The 22,020-nt window shown below is 68.7% G+C and carries 20 protein-coding genes; 13 read left to right on the top strand and 7 right to left on the bottom strand.

What is annotated here, in order from left to right; genetic code table 11:
• Positions 1 to 52: 52 nt before the first annotated feature.
• Together DVW87_RS00545 and DVW87_RS00540 are read left to right on the top strand one after the other, a co-directional pair.
• Positions 53 to 1,081: an aspartate-semialdehyde dehydrogenase gene (locus tag DVW87_RS00545; protein WP_114685840.1), complete on the top strand. Its 1,029-nt coding sequence runs from the start codon at positions 53 to 55 to the stop codon at positions 1,079 to 1,081.
• Between the two features lie 3 nt (positions 1,082 to 1,084).
• Complete coding sequence (locus DVW87_RS00540; protein WP_114685839.1) at positions 1,085 to 1,273, top strand: hypothetical protein; 189 nt, start codon at positions 1,085 to 1,087, stop codon at positions 1,271 to 1,273.
• Positions 1,274 to 1,276: 3 nt separating this feature from the next.
• Here the strand turns inward: DVW87_RS00540 and DVW87_RS00535 are convergent, their stop codons facing one another.
• From DVW87_RS00535 to DVW87_RS00520, 4 genes are read right to left on the bottom strand one after another with little or no spacing between them, the layout of a single operon-like run.
• A complete protein-coding gene (locus tag DVW87_RS00535; protein WP_114685838.1) occupies positions 1,277 to 1,879 on the bottom strand; it encodes a DUF6198 family protein in 603 nt (200 codons plus the stop codon).
• Between the two features lie 46 nt (positions 1,880 to 1,925).
• Positions 1,926 to 3,452, bottom strand: a complete 1,527-nt coding sequence (locus DVW87_RS00530) for a DHA2 family efflux MFS transporter permease subunit (protein ID WP_239017694.1) — start codon at positions 3,450 to 3,452, stop codon at positions 1,926 to 1,928.
• On the bottom strand, positions 3,445 to 4,512 hold the full coding sequence (locus DVW87_RS00525; protein WP_114685837.1) for an HlyD family secretion protein: 1,068 nt from the start codon (positions 4,510 to 4,512) through the stop codon (positions 3,445 to 3,447). The genes DVW87_RS00530 and DVW87_RS00525 overlap by 8 nt, the downstream gene beginning before the upstream one ends.
• The gene (locus DVW87_RS00520) at positions 4,505 to 4,948 is read right to left on the bottom strand and encodes a MarR family winged helix-turn-helix transcriptional regulator (RefSeq protein WP_114685836.1); all 444 of its coding nucleotides are present in this window, start codon (positions 4,946 to 4,948) and stop codon (positions 4,505 to 4,507) included. The genes DVW87_RS00525 and DVW87_RS00520 overlap by 8 nt, the downstream gene beginning before the upstream one ends.
• 30 nt (positions 4,949 to 4,978) lie before the next feature.
• Between DVW87_RS00520 and DVW87_RS18655 the strand changes: the two genes are divergently transcribed.
• From DVW87_RS18655 to DVW87_RS00510, 3 genes are read left to right on the top strand one after another with little or no spacing between them, the layout of a single operon-like run.
• Positions 4,979 to 5,134, top strand: a complete 156-nt coding sequence (locus DVW87_RS18655) for a GFA family protein (RefSeq protein ID WP_476712792.1) — start codon at positions 4,979 to 4,981, stop codon at positions 5,132 to 5,134.
• The gene (locus tag DVW87_RS00515; protein ID WP_338056353.1) at positions 5,083 to 5,442 is read left to right on the top strand and encodes a GFA family protein; all 360 of its coding nucleotides are present in this window, start codon (positions 5,083 to 5,085) and stop codon (positions 5,440 to 5,442) included. The genes DVW87_RS18655 and DVW87_RS00515 overlap by 52 nt, the downstream gene beginning before the upstream one ends.
• Positions 5,426 to 6,184 (top strand): alpha/beta fold hydrolase, encoded by a 759-nt coding sequence (locus tag DVW87_RS00510; protein WP_239017693.1) that lies wholly within the window; start codon positions 5,426 to 5,428, stop codon positions 6,182 to 6,184. The genes DVW87_RS00515 and DVW87_RS00510 overlap by 17 nt, the downstream gene beginning before the upstream one ends.
• A 93-nt stretch (positions 6,185 to 6,277) precedes the next feature.
• Here the strand turns inward: DVW87_RS00510 and DVW87_RS17905 are convergent, their stop codons facing one another.
• From DVW87_RS17905 to DVW87_RS00495, 3 genes are all read right to left on the bottom strand, one after another.
• Positions 6,278 to 6,784 (bottom strand): hypothetical protein, encoded by a 507-nt coding sequence (locus tag DVW87_RS17905; protein ID WP_181814655.1) that lies wholly within the window; start codon positions 6,782 to 6,784, stop codon positions 6,278 to 6,280.
• A 75-nt stretch (positions 6,785 to 6,859) separates the two neighbouring features.
• On the bottom strand, positions 6,860 to 8,296 hold the full coding sequence (locus DVW87_RS00500) for an AMP nucleosidase (protein ID WP_114685834.1): 1,437 nt from the start codon (positions 8,294 to 8,296) through the stop codon (positions 6,860 to 6,862).
• A 77-nt stretch (positions 8,297 to 8,373) separates the two neighbouring features.
• On the bottom strand, positions 8,374 to 8,853 hold the full coding sequence (locus DVW87_RS00495) for a peroxiredoxin (RefSeq protein ID WP_114685833.1): 480 nt from the start codon (positions 8,851 to 8,853) through the stop codon (positions 8,374 to 8,376).
• Positions 8,854 to 8,969: 116 nt separating this feature from the next.
• On the opposite strand from DVW87_RS00495, the gene DVW87_RS00490 reads away from it, so the two are divergent.
• From DVW87_RS00490 to addA, 8 genes are all read left to right on the top strand, one after another.
• Entirely contained in the window at positions 8,970 to 9,530 is a 561-nt protein-coding gene (locus DVW87_RS00490; protein WP_114685832.1) for a YqgE/AlgH family protein, read from the top strand.
• An 86-nt stretch (positions 9,531 to 9,616) separates the two neighbouring features.
• Positions 9,617 to 11,038 (top strand): adenosylhomocysteinase, encoded by a 1,422-nt coding sequence (gene ahcY, locus DVW87_RS00485; RefSeq protein WP_114686976.1) that lies wholly within the window; start codon positions 9,617 to 9,619, stop codon positions 11,036 to 11,038.
• 97 nt (positions 11,039 to 11,135) lie between these two features.
• Positions 11,136 to 13,481, top strand: coding sequence for a sensor histidine kinase (locus DVW87_RS00480; protein WP_114685831.1), 2,346 nt, complete (start codon positions 11,136 to 11,138; stop codon positions 13,479 to 13,481).
• A gap of 4 nt (positions 13,482 to 13,485) precedes the next feature.
• Complete coding sequence (gene tsaE / locus DVW87_RS00475) at positions 13,486 to 13,941, top strand: tRNA (adenosine(37)-N6)-threonylcarbamoyltransferase complex ATPase subunit type 1 TsaE (RefSeq protein WP_239017692.1); 456 nt, start codon at positions 13,486 to 13,488, stop codon at positions 13,939 to 13,941.
• Positions 13,926 to 14,909 (top strand): aminoglycoside phosphotransferase family protein, encoded by a 984-nt coding sequence (locus DVW87_RS00470; protein WP_181814654.1) that lies wholly within the window; start codon positions 13,926 to 13,928, stop codon positions 14,907 to 14,909. The genes tsaE and DVW87_RS00470 overlap by 16 nt, the downstream gene beginning before the upstream one ends.
• Positions 14,906 to 15,673, top strand: coding sequence for a nucleotidyltransferase family protein (locus DVW87_RS00465; protein WP_114685829.1), 768 nt, complete (start codon positions 14,906 to 14,908; stop codon positions 15,671 to 15,673). Before DVW87_RS00470 ends, DVW87_RS00465 begins: the two co-directional genes overlap by 4 nt.
• Complete coding sequence (gene addB / locus DVW87_RS00460; RefSeq protein WP_114685828.1) at positions 15,666 to 18,620, top strand: double-strand break repair protein AddB; 2,955 nt, start codon at positions 15,666 to 15,668, stop codon at positions 18,618 to 18,620. The genes DVW87_RS00465 and addB overlap by 8 nt, the downstream gene beginning before the upstream one ends.
• On the top strand, positions 18,607 to 22,017 hold the full coding sequence (addA, locus tag DVW87_RS00455) for a double-strand break repair helicase AddA (protein ID WP_114685827.1): 3,411 nt from the start codon (positions 18,607 to 18,609) through the stop codon (positions 22,015 to 22,017). The genes addB and addA overlap by 14 nt, the downstream gene beginning before the upstream one ends.
• Positions 22,018 to 22,020 lie beyond the last annotated feature (3 nt).

The following is a 22,020-nucleotide window of genomic DNA, read 5'->3' as shown; positions in this document are numbered from 1 at the left end:
TCTTGCGCAATTCCATTAGGGCCGCGCCGACGCAAGTTTGAGGAAGAATATCATGGGCTATCGGGTCGTCGTCGCGGGCGCGACGGGCAATGTCGGGCGCGAGATGCTCAACATTCTGGCGGAGCGCGAGTTTCCGGCGGACGAGATCGCGGTGCTCGCCTCCTCCCGCTCGGTTGGCGACACCGTCGACTATGGCGAGACGGGCCGGCAGCTCAAGGTGCAGAATATCGAGCATTTCGATCCGGCCGGCTGGGACATGGCGCTGTTCGCGATCGGTTCGGAAGCGACCAGCGTCTATGCGCCCAAGTTCGCGGCGGCCGGCTGCACCGTGATCGACAATTCGTCGCTCTATCGCATGGATCCGGACGTGCCGCTGATCGTGCCGGAGGTGAACCCGGAGGCGATCGACGGCTATCGCGCGAAGAACATCATCGCCAATCCGAACTGCTCCACCGCGCAGATGGTGGTGGCGCTCAAGCCGCTGCACGACGCGGCCACCGTGAAGCGGGTGGTGGTGGCGACCTACCAGTCGGTTTCCGGCGCGGGCAAGCAGGGCATGGACGAGCTCTTCAGCCAGAGCCGCGACATCTTCGTCGGCGACCAGCCCACGCCGCAGAAGTTCACCAAGCAGATCGCGTTCAACGTGATCCCGCACATCGACAGCTTCCTGGACGACGGGTCGACCAAGGAAGAATGGAAGATGGTGGTCGAGACCAAGAAGATCCTCGACCCCAAGATCAAGGTGGTCGCCACCTGCGTGCGCGTGCCGGTGTTCGTCGGCCATTCGGAGGCGATCAACATCGAGCTGGAGAACGAATTGTCGGGGGAGGAAGCGCAAAACATCCTGCGCGAGGCGCCCGGCATCATGCTGGTCGACAAGCGCGAGGACGGCGGATACGTCACGCCGATCGAGTGCGTGGGCGAATATGCCACATTCATCAGCCGCGTGCGCGAGGACTCGACGGTGGAGAACGGCCTTGCCTTGTGGTGCGTCTCCGACAACCTCCGCAAGGGCGCGGCACTGAACGCGGTGCAAATCGCCGAACTGTTGGGGCGGCGGCACCTGAAGAAGGCGGACTGACGGATGGCGCTGGCCATTGCCACGGCGGCGACGGCCACCCTCGCCGAATCGTCCGGATCGTGCTCGGTCGAGAGCGCCCGGTACGTGCTGCGCGCCGATCGCACGGTGAGCCTCAGCTTTCATGCAGCCCCCGGATCCGACATCTGGGCCAATGGGCTGGCGGCGGAGGTGCTCCTGCCGCCGATACCGTGAGCGTCAATATCCCGTGTAGCGCCCCGGCCGATGCCAGGCGATCAGCACACCGCTGATCGCTGCCGCCGACAGGGCGGACCAGGCGATCCGGCCCGCCGGCAGGACCAGGAGCGACACCAGCAGGATCACGACATCGATCGCGATCTGCGTGCGTCCCGCGTTCCAGCCGCGGTGCTTCTGGAGCCACAAGGTTATCACGCCGGTGCCCCCTACGCCGGCATTGTGGCGCGCCAGGAACAGGATGCCGAGGCCGATCACCGTGCCCCCGACAAGGGCTGCGAACAACGGGTGCACGTCCGTTACCCGCATCGACAGGCGCAGCAATGTGCCGAACAGCGCTATCGCGCCGTTCACCAGGATGGTGCGGATCATGAACTTCGTGCCCATCGCCCGCCGGGCGAACCAGAAGAAGGGCACGTTGATGATGGTGAACAGGAGGCTGGCCGGCAGGGGCACCACGTAGGACACGAGCAACGCCACGCCGGCGATGCCGCCCGTCACCAGCCCGGCGGCGTGCAGGAAGGCAATGCCGAGCACCACCAGCACGCAGCCGATCATCAGGGCATAGGCGTCTTCGGCAAGGGTATGGGGAACGGGTTCGGCCATTGCGCGGCTTGTACCGCCTCAGCCGGTTGCTGCAATGCAGCACATGCTATTCGGAGTGGATCACTTCCATCCGGCCCTTCGGCTTTTTGAGCAGCAGGACGAGAGGCAGGACGAGGATCGAGATCCACGCCATCAGATAGAAGTCGTCGAGATAGGCGATCATCGCGGCTTGCTGGTTGACCATGCCGTCCACCGTGCCGGTGACCGCCTCGGTGACGCCGCCGAACCGATCGAGCTGCCCCAGCCTCTCCATCGACAGGTGGGAGGAAAGATCGGCATGGCTGGTCTGGGTGTTGCGCGCGAGGAGCGTGGTGACCATCGAGATGCCGGCCGACTGGCCGATCGAGCGCATGAGGTTGAGCAGGCTCGATCCGTCGGTACGATGCTGTCCGGCCAGCGTCGCAAAGGCGAGGCTGTTCAGCGGCATGAACACCAGCCCCATGCCGAGCCCCTGGACGAAGCCGGCGGTGATCACCGGCCAGAAGTCCATTTCCAAGGACCAGTCCGCCATCTGCCGCAGCGAATAGGCGAAGATCACCAGCCCAACCGAGATCAGGATGCGCGTGTCCATCTTGCCCATCAAATGGCCAGCCAGCCACATGGTGAACAGCACGCCCACACCGCGCGGCGCCATCATGATGCCGGTATCGATCACCGGATAGCCGAACAGGTTCTGCAGCATCGGCGGCAACAGCGCCATCGGCGCCATGGTCGAGATGCCGATCACGATCATGAAGAACATGCCGGTGAGCAGGTTCCGGTTCCTGAACAGCGCGCGGTCGAACAGCGGCTTCTGCGCCGTGGCGAGATGCGTCACGGCCATCCACAAGGCGGCGAGGCTGACCAGGCCCTCGGTGACGATCTCCCAGCTCTGGAACCAGTCCTCCTGCTGGCCGCGATCGAGCATCAGCTGGAAGCTGGCCACGGCGATCGAGATCATCGCGAAGCCGAACCCGTCGAAGCTGCGCGTGCGGCGCTCGCGCGAGGGGAGCAGCCACCACAGGAGCGCGAAGGTGAGGATGCCGACCGGCACGTTGACGTAGAAGACCCAGCGCCAGTTGTAGTTCTCCGTCAGCCAGCCGCCGATCACCGGACCCATGATGGGGCCGACCATCACGCCCATGCCCCAGACGGACATGGCCTTGGCCTGTCGCTCGGGCGGGTTGATGTCGAGCATCGCCGTCTGGCTCAACGGATTGATGAACGCGGCGCAGATGCCCTGCAACACGCGAAAGGCGACCATCTCCTCCAGGCTGACGGCGGTGCCGCAGAGCGCGGACGCGACGACGAAACCACCCACCGCGAACAGGAACAGGTTGCGCGAGCCATAACGGTCGGCGAGCCAGCCGGTCGCCGGCAGCGCGATGGCGGTGGCGACGATATAGCTCGTCAGCACCCAGGTGATCGTATCGCTCGACGCGCCCAGGCTGGTGCGCATGTAGGGCAGGGCCACGTTCGCAATGGTCGTGTCCAGGATCTGCATTACCATGGCGGCCATCACGCCGACGGTGAGCAGACCCCTGTTGCGCGTCTCCAGCAGCGGACGCCCGAGGGCAGGCGCGCGCTCAGCCACAATGCGACTGCGTGTCCACCGATACGTCGGTGGAAAGCCCGGCGATCATGGCGCGCGCCGGACGACCGAGAATCGCGATGCGCACGGGCACGCGCTGCGTCACCTTCACCCAGTTGCCGGTCGCATTCTGCGCGGGAAGCACCGAGAATTCCGATCCGGTGCCCGCACCGATCGATTCCACCCGGCCGCGAACCTCCAGCCCGCGATATGCGTCGAAATCCAGGGTGGCGCACTGACCGACCGACATGTGATCGAGATCGGTTTCCTTGAAGTTTGCCGTCACCCATGTGCCCTGGCTCACCACAAGGCTGAGCGCCGGCACGCCGGAGGGAGTGATGTTGCCGACCTGCAGCCGGCTGGTCTGGCTGACGATGCCGTCCTTGGGCGCGCGAACCGTCGTGCGGCGCAGGTTCAGCGCAGCGGCGTCGCGCTGGGCAATGGCCGTCTGGATCGCCGCAGGGGTGCGCGAGCCTCCGCCGCTGCCGAGCTGCGCGCGGGCGCGGGCCTGAGAGGCGCGCGCGGTGGCGAGCTTCGCTTCGCCGGCGGCCAGCTGCTGCCGTGCCGCGTCCAGGGCGGTGCGGGTGGTGAAGCCCTGCTCCATCAGCTTGGCCTGCCGATCGTAATTGGCGCGGGCGAGCGCGATGTCCGCCTGCGCACTGGCGATGTCCGCCTGCGCGCTGCCGGTATCGGTGGCCATCGTGCTGACCGAGACGCGGGCATTGGCGATCGCTGCGTTCGCTTGCGCCAGCGCGATGCGGAACGGCTCGGCATCCAGGGTGAACAGCACGTCGCCGGCCTTCACCCGCTGGTTCTCCCGCACGTTCACGCTGACGATGCGCCCGGCCACGTCCGGGCTCACCGAGATCATGTCCTGCTGAACATAGGCATTGTCGGTGGACACATACCGCCCGCCGGTGAAATAGAAATAAGCGCCGCCCGCCGCGATGAGCAGGGGCACGGCAAACAGAAGCAGCGGCCGCAGCCAACGGCGCTTCCGCGTGGGCGCAGTGTCCAGCGGCGCGGCGGCTGCGGTGTCGATATCGGGGTCACGGTCAGCCATGGGCGGCCTGGTCGCTTTCGGAAAGGAGGAGGTTGGCGCGGAGCAATTCCAGCGCGGCCGCGAACTGCTGCTGCTCCGCGGTGTCGAGGCCGGCGAGTGCATGCCCGATCAGCGCATCGGCATGGGCGCGCAGCTTGTCGAGCATGGGGCGCGCCGCATCGGTGAGAAAGATCTGCCAGGCACGGCGGTCGGCAGGATCGCGGCGGCGCTCCACCAGGCCGCTTTCTTCCAGGCGGTCGATCATCCGGCACAGAGTGATGGGCTCGACCTCGAGAAGATCGGCAAGCGTGCCCTGATTGGCTCCTTCGTGGCGGCTCAGCGTTGTCAGCGTGCGCCATTGCGGACGGGTCACGCCCAGCGCGCGCACGCGCTCGTCGAAGCGCCGGCGGAGGAGGCGTGCGACATCGGTGAGCAGAAAGCCGAGCGGATCACTCATGGGCGCGCATATAGTGAGGATGCTTATATAATGGCAACAGGCCAGCAACAAACTTCCGAGCGCCGCGTTGAGGGAGGTTGCCAATGCGGGCGGGTTCGCTTCGCGGTGCGCATCGAGAACGACGATGCCTATCTATGCCACTGCCGGATGTGCCAGCGCGCGTGGGCCATGTCTCCGCCGCACTGAAGCAGGTGGCCGTGGCCGATGTGGAGTGGCTGACCCGCGCGCCCGACCGGTTTCGCTCGTCGCCCTTCGCGCGGCGGGGGTTCTGCGCGGAATGCGGAACGTCGCTCACCTATGAGGGCGACGGGGAGCTGCACATGGACCTGACCATCGGCAGCTTCGACCATCCGGCGCGTTTCCGGCCGATGCGTCATCATGGCGTCGAGAGTCGCCATCCGGCATGGGTCGACACCGGCCACCTGTCCGCTATGCGGACGGACGAGAATGCGAACATTGCTGCGAAGTGGAAGAGCCTTGGCACAACCCCCTGAACCGACCTTCTTCGAAAGCTTCGACGGCACGCGCCTGGCCTGGCGCGAGCTCGGGGAGGGGCGGCCGGTGCTGCTGATCCACGGCTATTTCTCGGACGCGGTGACGAACTGGGTCCGGTACGGCCATGCGGAAGCGATCGCCGCGCGGGGCTTCCGGGTCATCATGCCGGACCTGCGCGCGCATGGGGCCAGCGACAAGCCGCATGACGCGGCTGCCTATCCTCCGGATGCGCTGGCGATGGATGCGGAGGCGCTGATCGACCGGCTCGGATTGCAGGACTTCGACCTGGGCGGCTACTCCCTGGGCGCGCGCACCACGGCGCGGCTGCTGGCGCGCGGCGCGAACCCCCGCAAGGTGATCTTTTCCGGCATGGGGCTGGACGGGCTCACGTCGGTGAACCGTCGTGCGGGCCACTTCCGCAACATCCTGACCAACCTCGGCCAGCACGAACGCGGCAGCCCGGAATGGATGGCGGAGGCCTTTCTCAAGACCACGCGCGGCGATCCGGTAGCGTTGCTCGGCATCCTCGACACGTTCGTGTCCACCCCTATCGAGACGCTGCGCGGGTTCGCCTGGCCCACTCTGGTGGTCGCTGGCGCCGAGGACTTCGACAACGGCAGCGCGCCTGATCTCGCCGCCACGCTGCCCCATGCGAGCTATGTGGAGGTTCCGGGCGGTCACATGAGTTCGGTCACCAAGCCGGAGCTCGGGAAGGCGATCGCCGCGTTTCTAGCAGGCTAGAGTCCGGCGCCGGTGAAAGACAAGCAGGTCGCCGCCGACCTTTCGATCGGCAGCGACGGAAACCTCCTATGCGCCGGGCAAGACGAGCCCGGCTCAGATCTTCTCGGGGATCATGCCCTCGTCGGCGATGCCGGCCTGGAACTCCTTGGAGCTGTCGGTGCCATCCGCCTGATGCGCCTTGCCGCCGGGTACCGCATCGTCGCTGGACTTGGCGCCGGGGCGCAGGGCCACAAAGGCCGCGGTTGCCGCCGCGCCCACCGCCGCCACGCCGCCCACGATCGCCGCCTTGGTCCAGCCGCTGCCTTCTTTCTTCTTGGCGGCGCTCTTGCTGGTGCCGCTGGTCTTGGCAGCGGTGCTCTTGGAGGCAGTGCTGCGGCTGCTCCTGGCGCGCGTGCTCGCTGCCTTCGGAGCGGATTTCGACGACGAGGCGGCCGACGTGCGGCGCGCGGCGGTCTTGCGCTGGGTCGCCGGTTTCGCCTCGCCGTTGTCGTTATCGGAACCGCTGTCGTTGGCCGAGGAGGGCGTTTCGGCGCTGTTCGCCTTGGCGGCGCTGGTGCGGCGGGTACGGGGCTTCTTCGGAGCGTCGGTCTCGGTCGCCATCTCTGGTCACCTCCCTGATCGTTGAGCCCCCGTAACGCGTGAACGCCTTCTGGTTTCCTCTTTCTGTCACGAAACTCAGCGGAACGGAGGCTCGTTGAACGCGCGCAGCTTGCGGGAATGGAGGCCGGCGCCCTCCCGGCGCAGTTCCTCGCAGGCTTCGATGCCGATGCGCATGTGCTCGCTGATCGCCCGTTCGTAGAAGCGATTGGCCTGGCCCGGAAGCTTCAGTTCGCCGTGCAGCGGCTTGTCGGAAACGCACAGCAGCGTGCCGTAGGGCACGCGGAACCGGTAGCCCTGCGCCGCGATGGTGGCGGACTCCATGTCGATGCCGACGGCGCGGCTGAGCGAGAAACGCAGCGCGGAGCGGGTGTAGCGCAGTTCCCAGTTGCGATCGTCGGTGGTGACGATGGTGCCGGTGCGCAGCCGACGCTTCAGCTCGTCGGCGGACTGGCCGGACACGGTTGCCGCCGCGCGGGCAAGCGCCTGCTGCACCTCGGCGATCGCCGGAACCGGGATCTCGGGTGGCAGCACGTCGTCCATGATGTGATCGTCGCGCAGATAGGCGTGCGCCAGGACATAGTCGCCGATGCGTTGCGAGGGGCGCAGGCCGCCGCAGTGGCCGATCATCATCCACGCTTCCGGCCGCATCACCGCGAGATGGTCGCAGATCGTCTTGGCGTTGGACGGACCCACGCCGATGTTGACGAGCGTGATGCCGGTATTGTCGGGCGCGATCAGGTGATAGGCCGGCATCTGGTGCCGCCGCCACGCGCTGTCGCTGACGAGCTTGTCGACGTCCGCCGGATTGTCGACAAGCACGCCGCCCGCTCCGGACACCGCGGTATAGCGCGAGCCGTCGCCCAGCTGGCTGCACGCCCAGCGCACGAATTCGTCGACGTAGCGGTGATAGTTGGTGAACAGCACGTAGCGTTGCGTGTGCTCGGGCGGCGTGCCCGTATAGTGCCGCAGCCGGGCAAGGCTGAAGTCGGTGCGCAGGCCGTCGAACAACGCCAGCGGGCGAACGTCGTCCACCACGGAGTAGAGGCCATCGGCGATCTCGTCGCCGATCGCGGAAAGCTCCGTTGCCGGAAAGTGGCGCGCGAGCTCGGCGACCGAGACCTGGTCCAGGCTCATCGCATGGCCGGCATCCAGCACATAGGGAAACGGGATCTCCTGCCGTCCCTCGACCGCGGAGACGTCCACGTCATAGTCCTCGATCAGCAGGGTGAGCTGCTCCACGAGATAGTCACGGAAGATCGCCGGCTTGGTGACCGAGATGCGGTATTCGCCAGGCGTGACCATGCGACCGAAGGAGCGCATCGGCGTGGCCTGGGACGGCCCGCCGCGATACCGCAGCCGGATCTCCGGATAGGCGAAGGAGCCGTCGCGGCGGCTCTGCGGCGCGGGAAGCGTGCGGTCGGCAAGATAGGCGTTGAGCGCGGCCTGGAGCCGGTCAACGGACGCGGTGTACAGGCGGTCCAGCTCGGCCACGATGGTTTCTGCGGGTGTCATGGCGGATCGCTAAAGCTCGGGGATGACTCTGGCAAGACGGGCGGGCGGACGGCGCGCCGCGCCCGCCCGCCATTGTCTCACATGGTGTCCAGCAGATGCTCCGCGGAGCTGACCTTGAATTCGCCCAGTGCCTCGACGTTCAGCGCCTCCACCGTGCCGTCGTTCACCAACATGGAAAAACGCTGGCCGCGCGTGCCCATGCCGAACTTGGAGCCGTCCATGGTGAGGCCCAGCGCGTCGACAAAGTCGCCATTGCCATCGGCCAGCATCGTCACCGCGTTCGATCCCGCCGACTTGCTCCAGGCACCCATGACGAACGCATCGTTCACGGCGGTGCAGGCGATCTCGTCCACGCCCCTCGCCTTCAGCTCTTCTGCCTTGTCCACGAAACCGGGCAGGTGACGGGCCGAGCAGGTGGGGGTGAAGGCCCCCGGCACGGAGAACAGCGCAACCCGGCGCCCCGCGAAGAACTCCTGGCTGGATACCTGATCCGGGCCGTCCGGGGTGACCCTGGTGAGCATGGTGTCGGGCAGTTTGTCGCCCACGCCGATCGTCATCGCCTGTTCTCCTGTTGTGCCGCAACGAGGATGGAGCGGCGGGCGACAGGTCGGCCAAGGCTGCCGCGATTTCAAGCGCTCGCGGAACGGTGACAGGCCCTTTCGGTTCTCTCCCCATGGATGATGTGCAGTTCCTGACCGGCCAGTTCCTTCTTGCGATGCCGGGGATCGGCGATCCGCGGTTCGAGCGCGCGGTGATCGCGGTGTGCGCGCACGACGAAAGCGGCGCCATCGGCATCGGCATCGGGGAAGCGATCGCCGGGCTGGGCTTCCATGCACTGCTCAAGCAGTTCGACATCGAGCCGGGCGACGCGCCCGATGCGCCGGTTCATTCCGGCGGACCGGTGGAGCCTCGCCGCGGCTTTGTGGTGCACTCCACGGACTGGGGCGGGCAGGACACGATCGATGTTGCGGGCCGCTGGGCGCTGTCCGGCACGGTGGACGTGCTGCGCGCCATTGCCGAAGGGAAGGGGCCGAGCCGCTGGCTGGTCGCGCTCGGCTATGCCGGGTGGGGCGAGGGGCAGCTGGACGAGGAAATGGGCCGGCATGGCTGGTTCAACACGCCGGGAACCGAAGACCTCCTTTATGCGGTGGACGCGGATCTGCGTTGGGAAAGCGCCTTCTGCAGTGCCGGGATCGACCCGCAACTGCTGGCGAACAGCGCCGGGCACGCCTGACCGGGCCATATAAAGACATCTTTATATTTGATCCGGACCCGGGGAGCGGCTAGGGCGCGGCGATCCACATCTGCCGGAGAATGAACGTGGCCACTGCCGTTGCCGAAGCGACCAAGGATTATGTCGTCGCCGATCTGAGCCTTGCCGATTTCGGCCGCGCGGAGATCAACATTGCCGAAACCGAGATGCCCGGGCTGATGAGCCTGCGCGAGGAGTTCGGCGCGTCGCAGCCGCTGAAGGGCGCACGGATCACCGGCTCGCTGCACATGACGATCCAGACCGCCGTGCTGATCGAGACGCTGACCGCGCTCGGCGCCGACGTGCGCTGGGCCACCTGCAACATCTATTCGACGCAGGACCATGCCGCCGCCGCCATCGCCGCCTCGGGCATGCCGGTGTTCGCGATCAAGGGCGAGAGCCTGGCGGACTATTGGGACTATGTCGGCGAGATCTTCGACTGGGACCGCGACGGTTCGGGGGCGACCTGCAACATGATCCTGGACGATGGCGGCGACGCCACGATGTTCGCGCTCTGGGGCGCGAAGCTCGAGGCCGGCGCGACCCTGCCGGAGCCGGAGAATGACGAGGAAGTCGAGTTCCAGCGCGCGCTGAAGGCGTTCATCGCCAAGAAGCCCGGCTACCTCACTGAGACGGTGAAGAACATCAAGGGCGTGTCGGAAGAGACCACCACCGGCGTGCACCGCCTGTATGCGCTGGCGAAGAAGGGTGAGCTGCCGTTCCCGGCGATCAACGTCAACGACTCGGTCACCAAATCGAAGTTCGACAACCTTTATGGCTGCAAGGAATCGCTGGTCGACGCGATCCGCCGCGGCACCGACGTGATGCTCGCCGGCAAGGTGGCGTGCGTCGCGGGCTTCGGCGATGTGGGCAAGGGCTCGGCCGCATCGCTGCGCAACGGCGGCGCGCGCGTGCTCGTCACCGAGGTCGACCCGATCTGCGCGCTGCAGGCGGCGATGGAGGGTTATGAGGTGGTGACGATGGAGGAAGCGGTGACCCGCGCCGACATCTTCTGCACCGCCACCGGCAATGCCGACGTCATCACCGCCGACCACATGAAGGCGATGAAGGACATGGCCATCGTGTGCAACATCGGCCACTTCGACAGCGAGATCCAGATCGCGGCGCTCAGCAACTACAAGTGGACCGAGGTGAAGCCGCAGGTCGACCTGGTCGAGTTCCCGGACGGCAAGAAGATCATCGTCCTCTCCAAGGGCCGCCTGGTGAACCTGGGCAATGCGACCGGCCACCCGTCCTTCGTGATGAGCTCGTCCTTTACCAACCAGACGCTGGCGCAGATCGAGCTGTTCACCAAGGCCGATACCTACCAGAACGACGTTTACGTCCTGCCCAAGCATCTCGACGAGAAGGTGGCGGAGCTGCACCTCGCCAAGCTGGGCGTGAAGCTGACCAAGCTTTCCCAGAAGCAGGCCGATTATATCGGCGTGCCGGTGGAAGGGCCGTTCAAGCCGGACCATTACCGTTACTGATCCGGCGGCGCTTTCCTCTTTGCGGGAGGGCGCAACCTGCCTTAGGACCGGCGCGAAAGGGCTCCCTTTCGCGCCGGAGCCGTTTCAAGGGGCATGAGTGGTCGGTAGCAGCGTAACCTCGAACGTCGTGGCCGGCGTGGTGCTGGCCGTTCTCGTCATTGCGGCCGTGTATCTGCTGTTCGTCGGGCTGCGCGCCCGGCGCGAGGCGGCGGCGGCGCTGGCGGAGAATGCGCGGCTGACGGCCCTGCTCGCCGCCGCGCCGGCGCAGACGGCGGTGGTGCGCGCCGATGGCAGGATGGACGTGCCGCCCAGACTGGCCGACTGGCTGGGCCTGCCTGCCTCCGCCCGCTATCTTGCCGATCTCAGTCGAGGCGACGAGGGGTTGGACGCCGCCGACGCCGCGGCGCTGACCGGCGACATCATGGCGGCGCAAAAAGCCGGCCGTCCCTTCGTCCGCGCCGTGCGCCCACAAGGATCGGGGCGCGCGTTGATCGTCCAGGGTCAGAGGGCGCCGGAGGCGGTCGGCGCGCCCGGCGGCGTCATGCTGTGGGCGTTCGACGCGAGCGAAAGCGAGGGCGAGATCGCCCGGCTCACCGAAGCCGTTGCGGAAGCCCGGGGAGCCTTCGAGGCGCTGACCGGCCTGATCGAGGCCGCTCCCCTGCCCATGTGGTACCGCGGTCCGGACCTGCGGCTGGCAATGGTCAACACGGCGTATGTCGCCGCCGTGGAGGCGTCGGACGGGGAGGATGTGGTCCGCCGCGGTGTCGAGCTGGTGGAAGGGGCAGGGGTTGGCGGGCCGCTGCAGGGCGCCGCGGTCGCGCGCGATGCAAAGCGGCCGCAAGTGCATCAGGTGCCCGCCACGATCCGCGGCGACCGGCGGATGCTGCAGGTGCATGACGTGCCGCTGCCCACGGGCGGGGTGGCCGGCTTTGCCGTCGACATCGAGGAGCTGGAGCAGGCGCGCTCGGGCATGAAGCGGTTCGCCGAGGCGCAGCGCGGCATGCTGGACCGGCTCTCCGCCGGCGTTGCCCAGTTCGGATCGGACCGGGGCCTCGTCTTCTGCAACCAGCCGTTCCGCCGCATGTTCGCCATGCGCACCGAATGGCTGGCGGACCGTCCCGAGTTCGAACGCGTGCTCGAACGGATGCGGGAAGCGAACCGCTTGCCCGAGGTGCGCGACTTTCCGGCCTGGAAGGCGGAGCGGCGCGACTGGTTCGTAGCGCCGGATGGCGCAACCGAAGAGAATTGGCACCTGCCCGGCGGCACGCACCTGCGCGTGGTGGCGCAGACGCTGCCCGATGGCGGGCTGCTGCTGATTTTCGAGGATCGCACGGAGCAGGTGCAGATCGCCAGCGCGCGCGACACGCTGCTGCGCGTGCGCACGGCGACCTTCGACAACCTGTTCGAGGCGCTCGGCGTGTTCGCCGCCGACGGGCGCCTGCAATTGTGGAACAACAAGCTGCGCGCGATCTGGGGCTTCGAGGAGGAGTTCCTGGCCGGGCATCCGCGGGTGGACGCCTTTGCCGATGCGGTGGCGCCCAAGCTCGCGACGCCCAATCGCGCCGCGCTGATCCCCGAGCTGGTGCGCTCGGCCACCGTGGAGCGCCAGCAGCGCGGCGGGCGGGTGGCCCTGGCCGATGGCCGCCATTTCGAGTTCGCGGCGGTGCCGCTGCCGGACGGCAACGCGCTGTTCACGATGCTCGACATCAGCGACAGCCGCCGTGCGGAACAGGCGCTGCGCGACCGCAACGAAGCGCTGGAGGCGGCGGACCGGGTGAAGACCGCCTTTGTCGCCAACATGAGCTACGAACTGCGCACGCCGCTCACCTCGATCAGCGGCTTCGCGGAGATGCTCGGCGAGGGGTATGCCGGCACGCTGACCAAGGAGGCGCATGCCTATGTGGAGGCGATCCTCGAGTCGGTGGCGCGATTGTCGCTGCTGATCGACGAAGTGCTGGACCTGACCCAGAACGAAGGTGAGGCGGTGGAGATGGGCGATGTGGACCTCGCGGCCACCGCCCGCGGCGCGGCGACGGAGATCGCGCCGCTGGCCAAGCGCAAGGGACTGGAGTTCGTGATCGAGGTCGCCCGCTCGACCGGACGTGTGCGCGGTGACGCGCGGCGACTGCGGCAGGTGGTGGAGCATCTGCTGCGCCACGCGGTGAGCGGAACGGGCGAAGGCGGCCGCGTGCTGCTGCACGCCGATGGCACTGCGACGGCGGCGCGGATCGTCGTGTCGGACGATGGCGCGGGCATGAGCGAGGAGGCGGTCGCCCACGCCTTCGACAAGTTCGCCGGCGCAGGCGCGGATGGCGGCGAGCGCGTGCTGGAACTCGGCCTGCCCCTGGCGCGCCAGTTCGTCGAGGCGCATGGCGGCACGATCGAACTCGTGTCCGAGCCGGGGCAGGGAACGCTGCTGACCGTCACCTTGCCGCGACGCTGACCCGATGCACGAGGCCAGCATGATCCTTGCCGGCGCCGACGCCAGCGAGGCGTTCGGCGCCCGGCTGGCCGCCGTGCTGGCAACGGGTGACGTGGTCACGCTGTCGGGTCCGCTCGGCGCCGGCAAGACGAGCATCGCGCGGGGCCTGCTGGCGGCTCTGGGGCTTGCCGGCGAGGCGCCGTCGCCGACCTTCGCCATTGTTCAGCCCTATGCCCCACCCGAGGTGCGCGTGGCGGTGCTGCACGTCGATCTCTACCGGGTGGAGGAGCCGGAGGAACTGGAGGAATTGGGGCTGGACGACGCCCTCTACGATTCCGCGCTGGTGGTGGAATGGCCGGAACGGGCGGCCGGCGCCTGGCCGGAAGGGCTGGCACTGAGCCTGGAGATGCTGCCGGACGGCGCGAGGCGCTTGACAGCGTCGGTGCCGCCGTCTTGGGAAGCGCGATGGCGACAGATGTGATTTTGCCCCCCCATGCGGCCGATTTCCTGGCGGCGCAGGGATGGGGCGAGGCGACGGTGACGGCGATCCCGGGCGATGCCTCGGCGCGGCGCTATTACCGCGCGAAGCGGGGCTCCGACGAGGCGATCCTGATGCACGCGCCGCCGCCGGGCGAGGATCCGCGGCCGTTCATCCATGTCGGGCAATGGCTGGTGGAGCGCGGCTTTGCCGCCCCGGTGATCCATGGGTGCGATCTCGACCACGGGTTCCTGCTGCTGCAGGACTTCGGCGACGTGCGCATGCGCGAAACCATCGACGCCAGCCCGGAGCGCGCCCAGGCGCTGTACGAGACGGCGATCGATGTGCTTGTCGATCTGGCGCGCCATCCGGCTGGCCCCTTCGAGGCCTATGACCATGCGGTGCTGCGCCGCGAAGCGGACCTGCTGGTCGAATGGTACTGCCCGGCGGTGGGCGTGCAGGCGGACGCCGAAAGCTACCATGCGGCCTGGGACCAGGTGTTCAGCCTGGCGCTCGCCGCCGAACCTGTCACCGTGCTGCGCGATTACCATGCCGAGAACCTGATGCTGATCGGCGAGAATGGCGGTCGGCTGGGCCTGCTCGACTTTCAGGACGCGCTCGCGGGGCACCCGGCCTATGACCTTGTGTCGCTGTTGCAGGATGCACGGCGGGACGTGGCGCCGGAAACCGAGGCGGCGATGTATGCGCGCTATCGTGCCGCGACGAATGCGGGCGAGGATTTCGAGGCAGCGTATCACGTGCTGGGCGCGCAGCGTAACGCCAAGATCGTCGGCATCTTCACCCGCCTGTGGAAGCGGGATGGAAAGGAGCGCTATCCCGCGCTCTGCCCGCGTGTATGGCGGTATCTGGAGCGCGACCTCGCGCATCCGGCGCTCGCCCCGGTGAAGATCTGGTTCGACGCGACGATCCCCGCCGAGAAGCGGGGCGATCCCATGACCTTGCAGGCATGACGATGGGCGCGAAACGGACCCTGGCCATCCGTCCCGATCCGGGCGGGCACGTGCCGGAAACGGCGATGGTGATGGCGGCCGGCCTGGGCAAGCGGATGCGACCGCTGACGGCGCTGCGTCCCAAGCCGCTGGTGGAGGTCGCCGGCAAGCCGCTGATCGATCATACCTTCGATCACCTGCGCGCGGCCGGCGTGAAGCGGGCGGTGGTCAACGTCCATTATCTGGCGGATGCGCTGGAAGCCCACCTGACGCACCGGGTGCATGGGATCGAGGTGGTCGTCTCGGACGAGCGGGCGGAGTTGCTGGAAACCGGCGGCGGCATCGTGCACGCGCGCGACAAGCTGGGCGACAAGCCGTTTCTGGTCTGCAACAGCGACAATCTGTGGGTCGATGGGCCGGACGATTCGATCCGCTCGCTCGCCGCGGCCTGGGACGAGGAGCGCATGGACGCGCTGTTGCTGATGGTGTCGCATGCCCATGCCAACTGCCACCGCGGCCAAGGCGATTTCCATCTCGCACCGGATGGCCGCATCGTCGGCAGGCGCAAGGCGAAACGGCTCGCGCCTTTCGTCTATATCGGCGTCCAGATCCTGCATCCGCGCGTGATCCGCGACTGGCCGGAGGGGCCGTTCTCCACCAACCTGTTCTGGGATCGCGCCATCGAGCAGGGTCGCGCATATGGACTGGTCCATACCGGACTGTGGTTCGATGTCGGCACTCCGCAGGCGATCGGCCGCACGGAGGCGATCCTGGCCGATGGCTGAGGCTGGCGGACCGCAGCTTTTCACGATCCCTGCGCATCGCGCGTTTGCCGATGCCCTCGTCGTCGGGTTGCTGAAGCGGTTCGGAGAGACGCCGGCAGGCCTGGCCCGCGGGCTGGTGCTGCTGCCCAACAATCGCGCCAAGCGCGCGCTGACCGAGGCCTTTGTTCGCGCAAGCGGGGGCGGGTTGCTGCTGCCCCGCCTGGTCGCGATCGGCGACCCGGCGCTGGACGAGGCGTCCGATCCTGCGTTCGACCCGGCCGACGCAGAGCCGGGGCCGCCGGCGGTCACACCGCTGCAACGCCGCATGATCCTCGCCCGCCTGGTAGCGGAGGAGCGTGCCGCCGCCGGGCAGCCGGTGGACGGAGCCGAGGCGGTGCGGTTGGCGGGCGATCTGGCGCGCACCTTGGACCAGCTCCTCGTGGAAGAGGTCGCGCCGGAGAAGCTGCGCGCGCTGGACCTTGCCGATCAGCTTTCGGTGCACTGGCAGCGCGCCATCGAGATGTTCGGCATCGTGCTGGATCGCTGGCCGGGGGAGCTCGCGCGGCTCGGCCGGATCGATCTGGCCGATCGCCGCCGCCTGCTGCTCGACAGGCTGGCGGCGCAATGGCGCCGACGCCCGCCGGGCGGCTTCGTCTGCGCGGCAGGCATCACCGATTCGGCGCCGGCCGTCGCGCGGCTGCTGCGCTGCGTCTCCGAGCTGCCGCAGGGACTCGTGGTGATCCCGGACCTCGCCAGCGATATGCCCGTTTCGCAATGGGACGCGCTTGGCCCGCATGCGCCCGATCCGGCGACGGGTGTGCGCCGCCGGTCGATCGAAACGCATCCGCAGTTTCACCTCAAGCTGCTGCTGGAGCGGATGGGCGTGAACCGCGGCGAATTTCAGCTGTGGCGCGACCGCGGCGGACACGATGCCAGCATCGAGCGCGGCCGGGCGGTCGCCAATGCGCTGGCGCCGGCGCTGTTCACGCGCGAATGGCCGTCATTGCCCGCGGAGGAGCGGCGATTGTCCGGCATCACCGCGGCCGAACTCGCGACGCCCGCGGAAGAGGCGCAGGCGATCGCGCTCGCCCTGCGCGAAGTGCTGGAGGAGCCCGGCCGCACTGCTGCGCTGGTGACCCCCGACCGGGCACTGGCGCGGCGGGTGGCCGCGCATGTCCGCCGTTGGGGCGTGGAGATCGACGACACCGCGGGACGCCCGCTCACCATCCTTCCTCCGGGCACGTTGCTTCTGCTGCTGGCGGAGGCGGCGGCGCAGCGCTTCGCCCCGCTGCCGCTGCTGGCGTTGCTGAAGCATCCGCTGGTGCGCAGCGGAGAGGCTCGCGGCAAATGGCTGGAGGGCGTGCGACGGCTCGACCGCGTGTTGCGCGGCCCGCGCCCCGCGCCGGGGCTGGACGGGGTCGACGCGCTGCTCGCCGAACCGTCGGAGCGCGAGGGGAAGAGACGCGCGCGGGCCGCGGCATGGTGGCCCGAAGCACGCGCGCTCCTGGCGCCGATGGCGGCGCTGGACGGGGCGGTGCAGCCGCTGGCCGTGCTCCTTGCCGTGCTGCGGGAAACGGCACAGGCCTTGTGCGGCGACGAACTGTGGGCCGGACCGGCGGGCCGCTGTGCAGCCGAGTTGCTGGCAGAGCTGGAAGTGGAAGCAGCCGCGAACGCGCCCGAAATGGCGGCGGACGGGCTTGCCCCATTGCTCCGCGTGCTGATGGACGAGCAATCCGTGCGGGTGCAGCAGGGCAGCCATCCGCGGCTGGCGATCTATGGCCTGATCGAGGCCCGCCTGCAGAGCGCGGACACGATGATCCTGGGCGGACTGAATGAGGGCGTCTGGCCCGGAACGCCCGCGCCCGATCCCTGGCTGGCGCCGCGCATCCGCGCCGAACTGGGCCTGCCGGGACTGGAGCGGCGTGTCGGCATCGCCGCGCACGACCTGGCAAATGCGCTGGGCGCGCCCCGCGCTTTGATGACGCGCGCGCGGCGGGACGCGAAGTCGCCGGCGATCCCGTCGCGCTTCTGGTTGCGATTGCAGGCGCTGGCAGGTGAGGGCTTCCAGCGCGCGGGCGATCTCGAACGCTGGGCCCGGTTGCTCGACGATCCTGCGGAGTTCGCTCCCGAACCGCAGCCCGCGCCGGCGCCACCCGCCGAGAAGCGCCCGCGCCAGATCGCGGTGACCGACGTCGATCGCCTCAAGGCGGACCCTTATGCCTTCTATGCGAAGCGCTATCTCCGCCTCGCGGCCCTCGACGCGGTGGATGCCGATTTCAGCGCGGCATGGCGCGGCACGGTGGTGCATGAGGCCTTGGAGCAATGGGCGCGGCTGGACGGGGGTGTGCCCGAACGACTGCGCGACCGCGCGCAGGCGCTGCTGGAAGGCGGGCACCCGCTGGTGCGCGCCTTGTGGGAGCCCCGCCTGATGGAGGCGATCGACTGGATCGCGGCCGAGCAGCGCCGCTGCCTCAACGCCGGACGCTCCATCGCCGCGGTGGAGCGGGAAGGAAAGATCGAGATTGCCGGCGTGACCCTGACGGGCACGGCCGACCGGCTGGACCGCGGTCCCGAAGGTCTGGTGGTCGTGGACTACAAGACCGGGCGTGTGCCCAGCCAGGCCGCGATCCGGGCCGGCTTCAGCCTGCAATTGGGGCTGCTCGGCCTGATCGCGGAACGCGGCGGGTTCGGCGATGTAGCCGGTCGTCCGACAGGCTTCGAATATTGGGCGCTGAGCCGGGCGCCGGACCGCAGTTTCGGCTTCGTCTCCTCACCCACGGACCCGAAGAAGCGCGACCCGATCTCCGCGGACGAGTTCACGGCATTGGCCGCGTCGAACTTCTCCGATGCGGTGCGGGAGTGGCTGACGGGGGATGCGCCGTTCACCGCAAAGCTGCACCCCGAATATGCGCCTTATGGAGAGTACGACCAGTTGATGCGCCGCGACGAATGGTATGGCCGTGGCTGACCTGCGCGCGCTGCCGATCCTCAAGGACAACCAGGCGGCGGCCAGCGCGCCCGACGCGCATGTCTGGCTTTCCGCGTCGGCCGGCACCGGCAAGACCCAGGTGCTGGCGGCGCGGGTGTTCCGCCTGCTGCTGCGCGGCACCGATCCGGCGGCGATCCTCTGCCTCACCTTTACCAAGGCCGGCGCGGCCGAGATGGCGCACCGCATCGCGCAGCGTCTCGCCGCCTGGGTGCGGATGGAGGAAGCGGACCTGAAAAAGGATCTGTTCGCGCTCGGCGAGAACCATCTCGATCCCGATTTGCGGGCCACTGCCCGGACCTTGTTCGCGCGTGTGCTGGATGCGCCGGGGGGCGGGCTACGCATCCAGACGATCCACGGCTTCTGCCAGGGCCTGCTGGCGGCGTTCCCCATCGAGGCCGGGCTCGTTCCCGGCTTTCGTCCGCTGGAAGCGCGCGAGGAACAGGTGCTCCTGCGCGAGGCGCTGGCGGCCATGCTGGTGGAGGCAGGCGAGCAGGGGCGGGAGCGCCCGTTGCGGACGGTGGGTGCGCTTTCCCTGCGGTTGGGGGAGGGCGGTGCCGAGGAGTTCCTTCACGAATGCGCCCGCGCGCCCGCGGCGCTTTCCGCCCTTCCGACGGGCGTGCAGCCGTTCGTGCGCCGCGCCATGGGGCTGCCGAGCGGCGACATCGAGGCGGCGCTGGTGGAGGCGTGCACTTCCTTCGACTGCGAGGCTCTGGGCGAGGTGCGGGCGATGAACGCCGCCTGGGGCACGGCGCGCGCGACCGAGCGGGTGGCGGCGATCGACGCATGGTTGTTGCTGGCGCCCGAAGAGCGCGCGCGCGACCTCCATCTTCTCCACCGAATATGGGCGAAGGCGACCGGCGAGCTCCTGTCCACCGGCAAAGGCTGGGCCCCGCAGGAGCCGGCCTATGCGGAACTGGTGACGGCGCTGCATGGCCATTGCTCCGACCTGCTCGGCCTGCGCCGGCAGGGTGCCTATGCCTACCTGCTGGCGGATGCGCTGGAAACGGGGCGCGACTATGCGCTGGCCTATCAGCGGCTGAAGCGCAGCGGCGGGGGCGTCGACTTCAACGACCTGATCGATCGCGCTGTCGCGCTGCTGGAGCAGCCCGGCATCGGCGAGTGGGTCCGGTTCAAGCTGGACCAGACGACCGAGCACGTGCTGATCGACGAGGCGCAGGACACGAACCTGCCGCAATGGCGCATCGTGCGGGCGATCGCCGACGAGTTCTTTGTCGGCCGCGGCATCTATGCACCCAGCACGCGGACGCTGTTCACGGTTGGCGACCGCAAGCAGGCGATCTTCGGCTTTCAGGGCACCGATCCGATCTACTTCGAGGCGGCCGAGAAATCGTTCAAGAGCCGCGCCGCGGAAGTGTTCGGCGACAGCGACATGGCAGACCACGAGCGCGGGCTGCCGTTCAACCAGCTGTCGCTGACCCAGAGCTTCCGTTCCACCCGCCCGGTGCTGGAATTCGTCGACGCCGCGATCGAGGCGACGGGGCAGGAGGCGCTTTCGTCGGAGCGGCACGCAAGCGAGGTGCCGGGCCCGGGCAGCGTTACCCTGTGGCCACCGGTGACGGAAGGCGGGAGCGAGGAGGATGCGGAGGGCTGGATCCCGGACGCCACGCGGGAGCTCGCGCGGCGGATCGCGCGGCAGGTCAAGGCGTGGCTCGATCCGGCCGATCCGCTGATCCTGGGTAGCAAGGGGCGGGCGCTGCGACCGGAGGACGTGATGATCCTCGTCAAGCGTCGCGGCGAGCTGGCGTCGTTGCTGGTGGCCCGGCTGTACGCCGAGGGCGTTCCGGTCGCCGGGGTCGATCGGCTGCGGCTCAACGCGCCGCTCGCCGTTCAGGACCTGCTGGCGGCGGTGCGTTTCGTGTTGCAGCCGGAGGACGATCTCAGCCTCGCGGCGCTGCTCGTTTCCCCGCTGATCGGCTGGACGCAGGACGAGTTGATGGCAGCGGCGCCGCGCGAGAGCGGCAGCTTGTGGGGACACCTTCTGCGCACCTGTCCGGACCGGCTCGATCCATTGCGCGAGATGCTCGGGCGGGCGGACTTCGCGACGCCCTACCGCTTCCTGGAGGACCTGCTTTCCGGCCCGCTGGACGGCCGGCGCAAGCTGCTGCGGCGCTTGGGGCAGGAGGCGCGGGACCCGATCGAGGAGCTGCTTTCCGCCGCGCTGGACTTCGAAACCCGGACCACGCCGTCGCTGCAGCGCTTCCTCGACTGGTTCGACCGGGGCGAGGTGGAGATCGTGCGGGATCCGTCCGCCCCGCTGGATGCCGTGCGGGTGATGACGGCGCATGGTTCGAAGGGCCTGCAAGCGCCGTTGGTGATCCTCGCCGACGCCACCGTCGACCCGACGCGCAGCCCCCGCGGGGTGTTGAAGTGGCAGGCAGATCCCGACCTGCCGCCCCTCCCGATCTTCCGCCCGCGCAAGGAGGAGGCGGGCGCGGTGCTCGGCCAGGCGCTCGCCGAGCAGGAGCAGCGCGACCTCGCCGAACATTGGCGGCTGTTCTATGTCGCGGCGACCCGTGCCGAGGAGCAGTTGGTGATCGCCGGCGCCCTCGGATCGCAGGCAAAGGGCGTTCCCCCGCCGGAGAGCTGGTACGCCGCCGCCGATGCGGCATTCTCGACGCTGGGCGTTCCTCCAGGCGAGGAGGCGCGCATCTACCACGGACGGGTGCCGGCAACCTCGCTGCCGCTGCGCCGACGGGATGAAGCAGCAGCGGAGGCGAGCGACCTGCCGGAATGGGCGACGCGGCTCGCGCCCGTGCCGCCTCGGCCGCCGCGGCCGCTCGCGCCTTCGTCGCTCGGGGAGGATGCGGTATCGAACCCGCCGCCAACCGCGGCGATGCGCGTCGCTGCGGAGCGGGGCCGCCGCATGCACGCGTTGTTCGAACGCCTGCCCGCGCTCGCCCCGGAGGAGCGCGCGGCGGCCGCGGACCGGTGGCTGGCGACTTCGGCGGGGATCGAGGATGCCGCGGAGCGCGCGGAAGTGGTCGGCGCGGTGCTGCGGGTGATGGGCGAGCATCCCGACCTGTTCCGCGCCGATGCCCTGGCAGAGGCGCCGATCGCCGCGACGGTCTCGGGCGGCTTTGTCGTGTCCGGAACGGTGGACCGCCTGCTGATCGACGACGACCGCGTGCGCGTGATCGACTTCAAGACGGGGCGGGCAGTGCCCGAAAGCGAGGCGGACCTCCCATCCTATCACGTGCGCCAGATGGCCGCCTATGCGGAGGCGTTGCGGGTCATCTTCCCGGGACGCGGCGTCGAGGCCGCGCTCCTCTACACGGCGGGTCCGGCCCTCTTCACGCTCCCCGCTTCGTTGCTGGAGCGATACAAGCCCGGCTTTGCCGACCCGGAGCAAAGCTAGGGC

Origin of the sequence: Sphingomonas aracearum (assembly GCF_003345355.1) — a bacterium.
Lineage (GTDB): Bacteria > Pseudomonadota > Alphaproteobacteria > Sphingomonadales > Sphingomonadaceae > Sphingomonas > Sphingomonas aracearum.
This window is presented reverse-complemented; position numbering and strand designations above follow the sequence as displayed.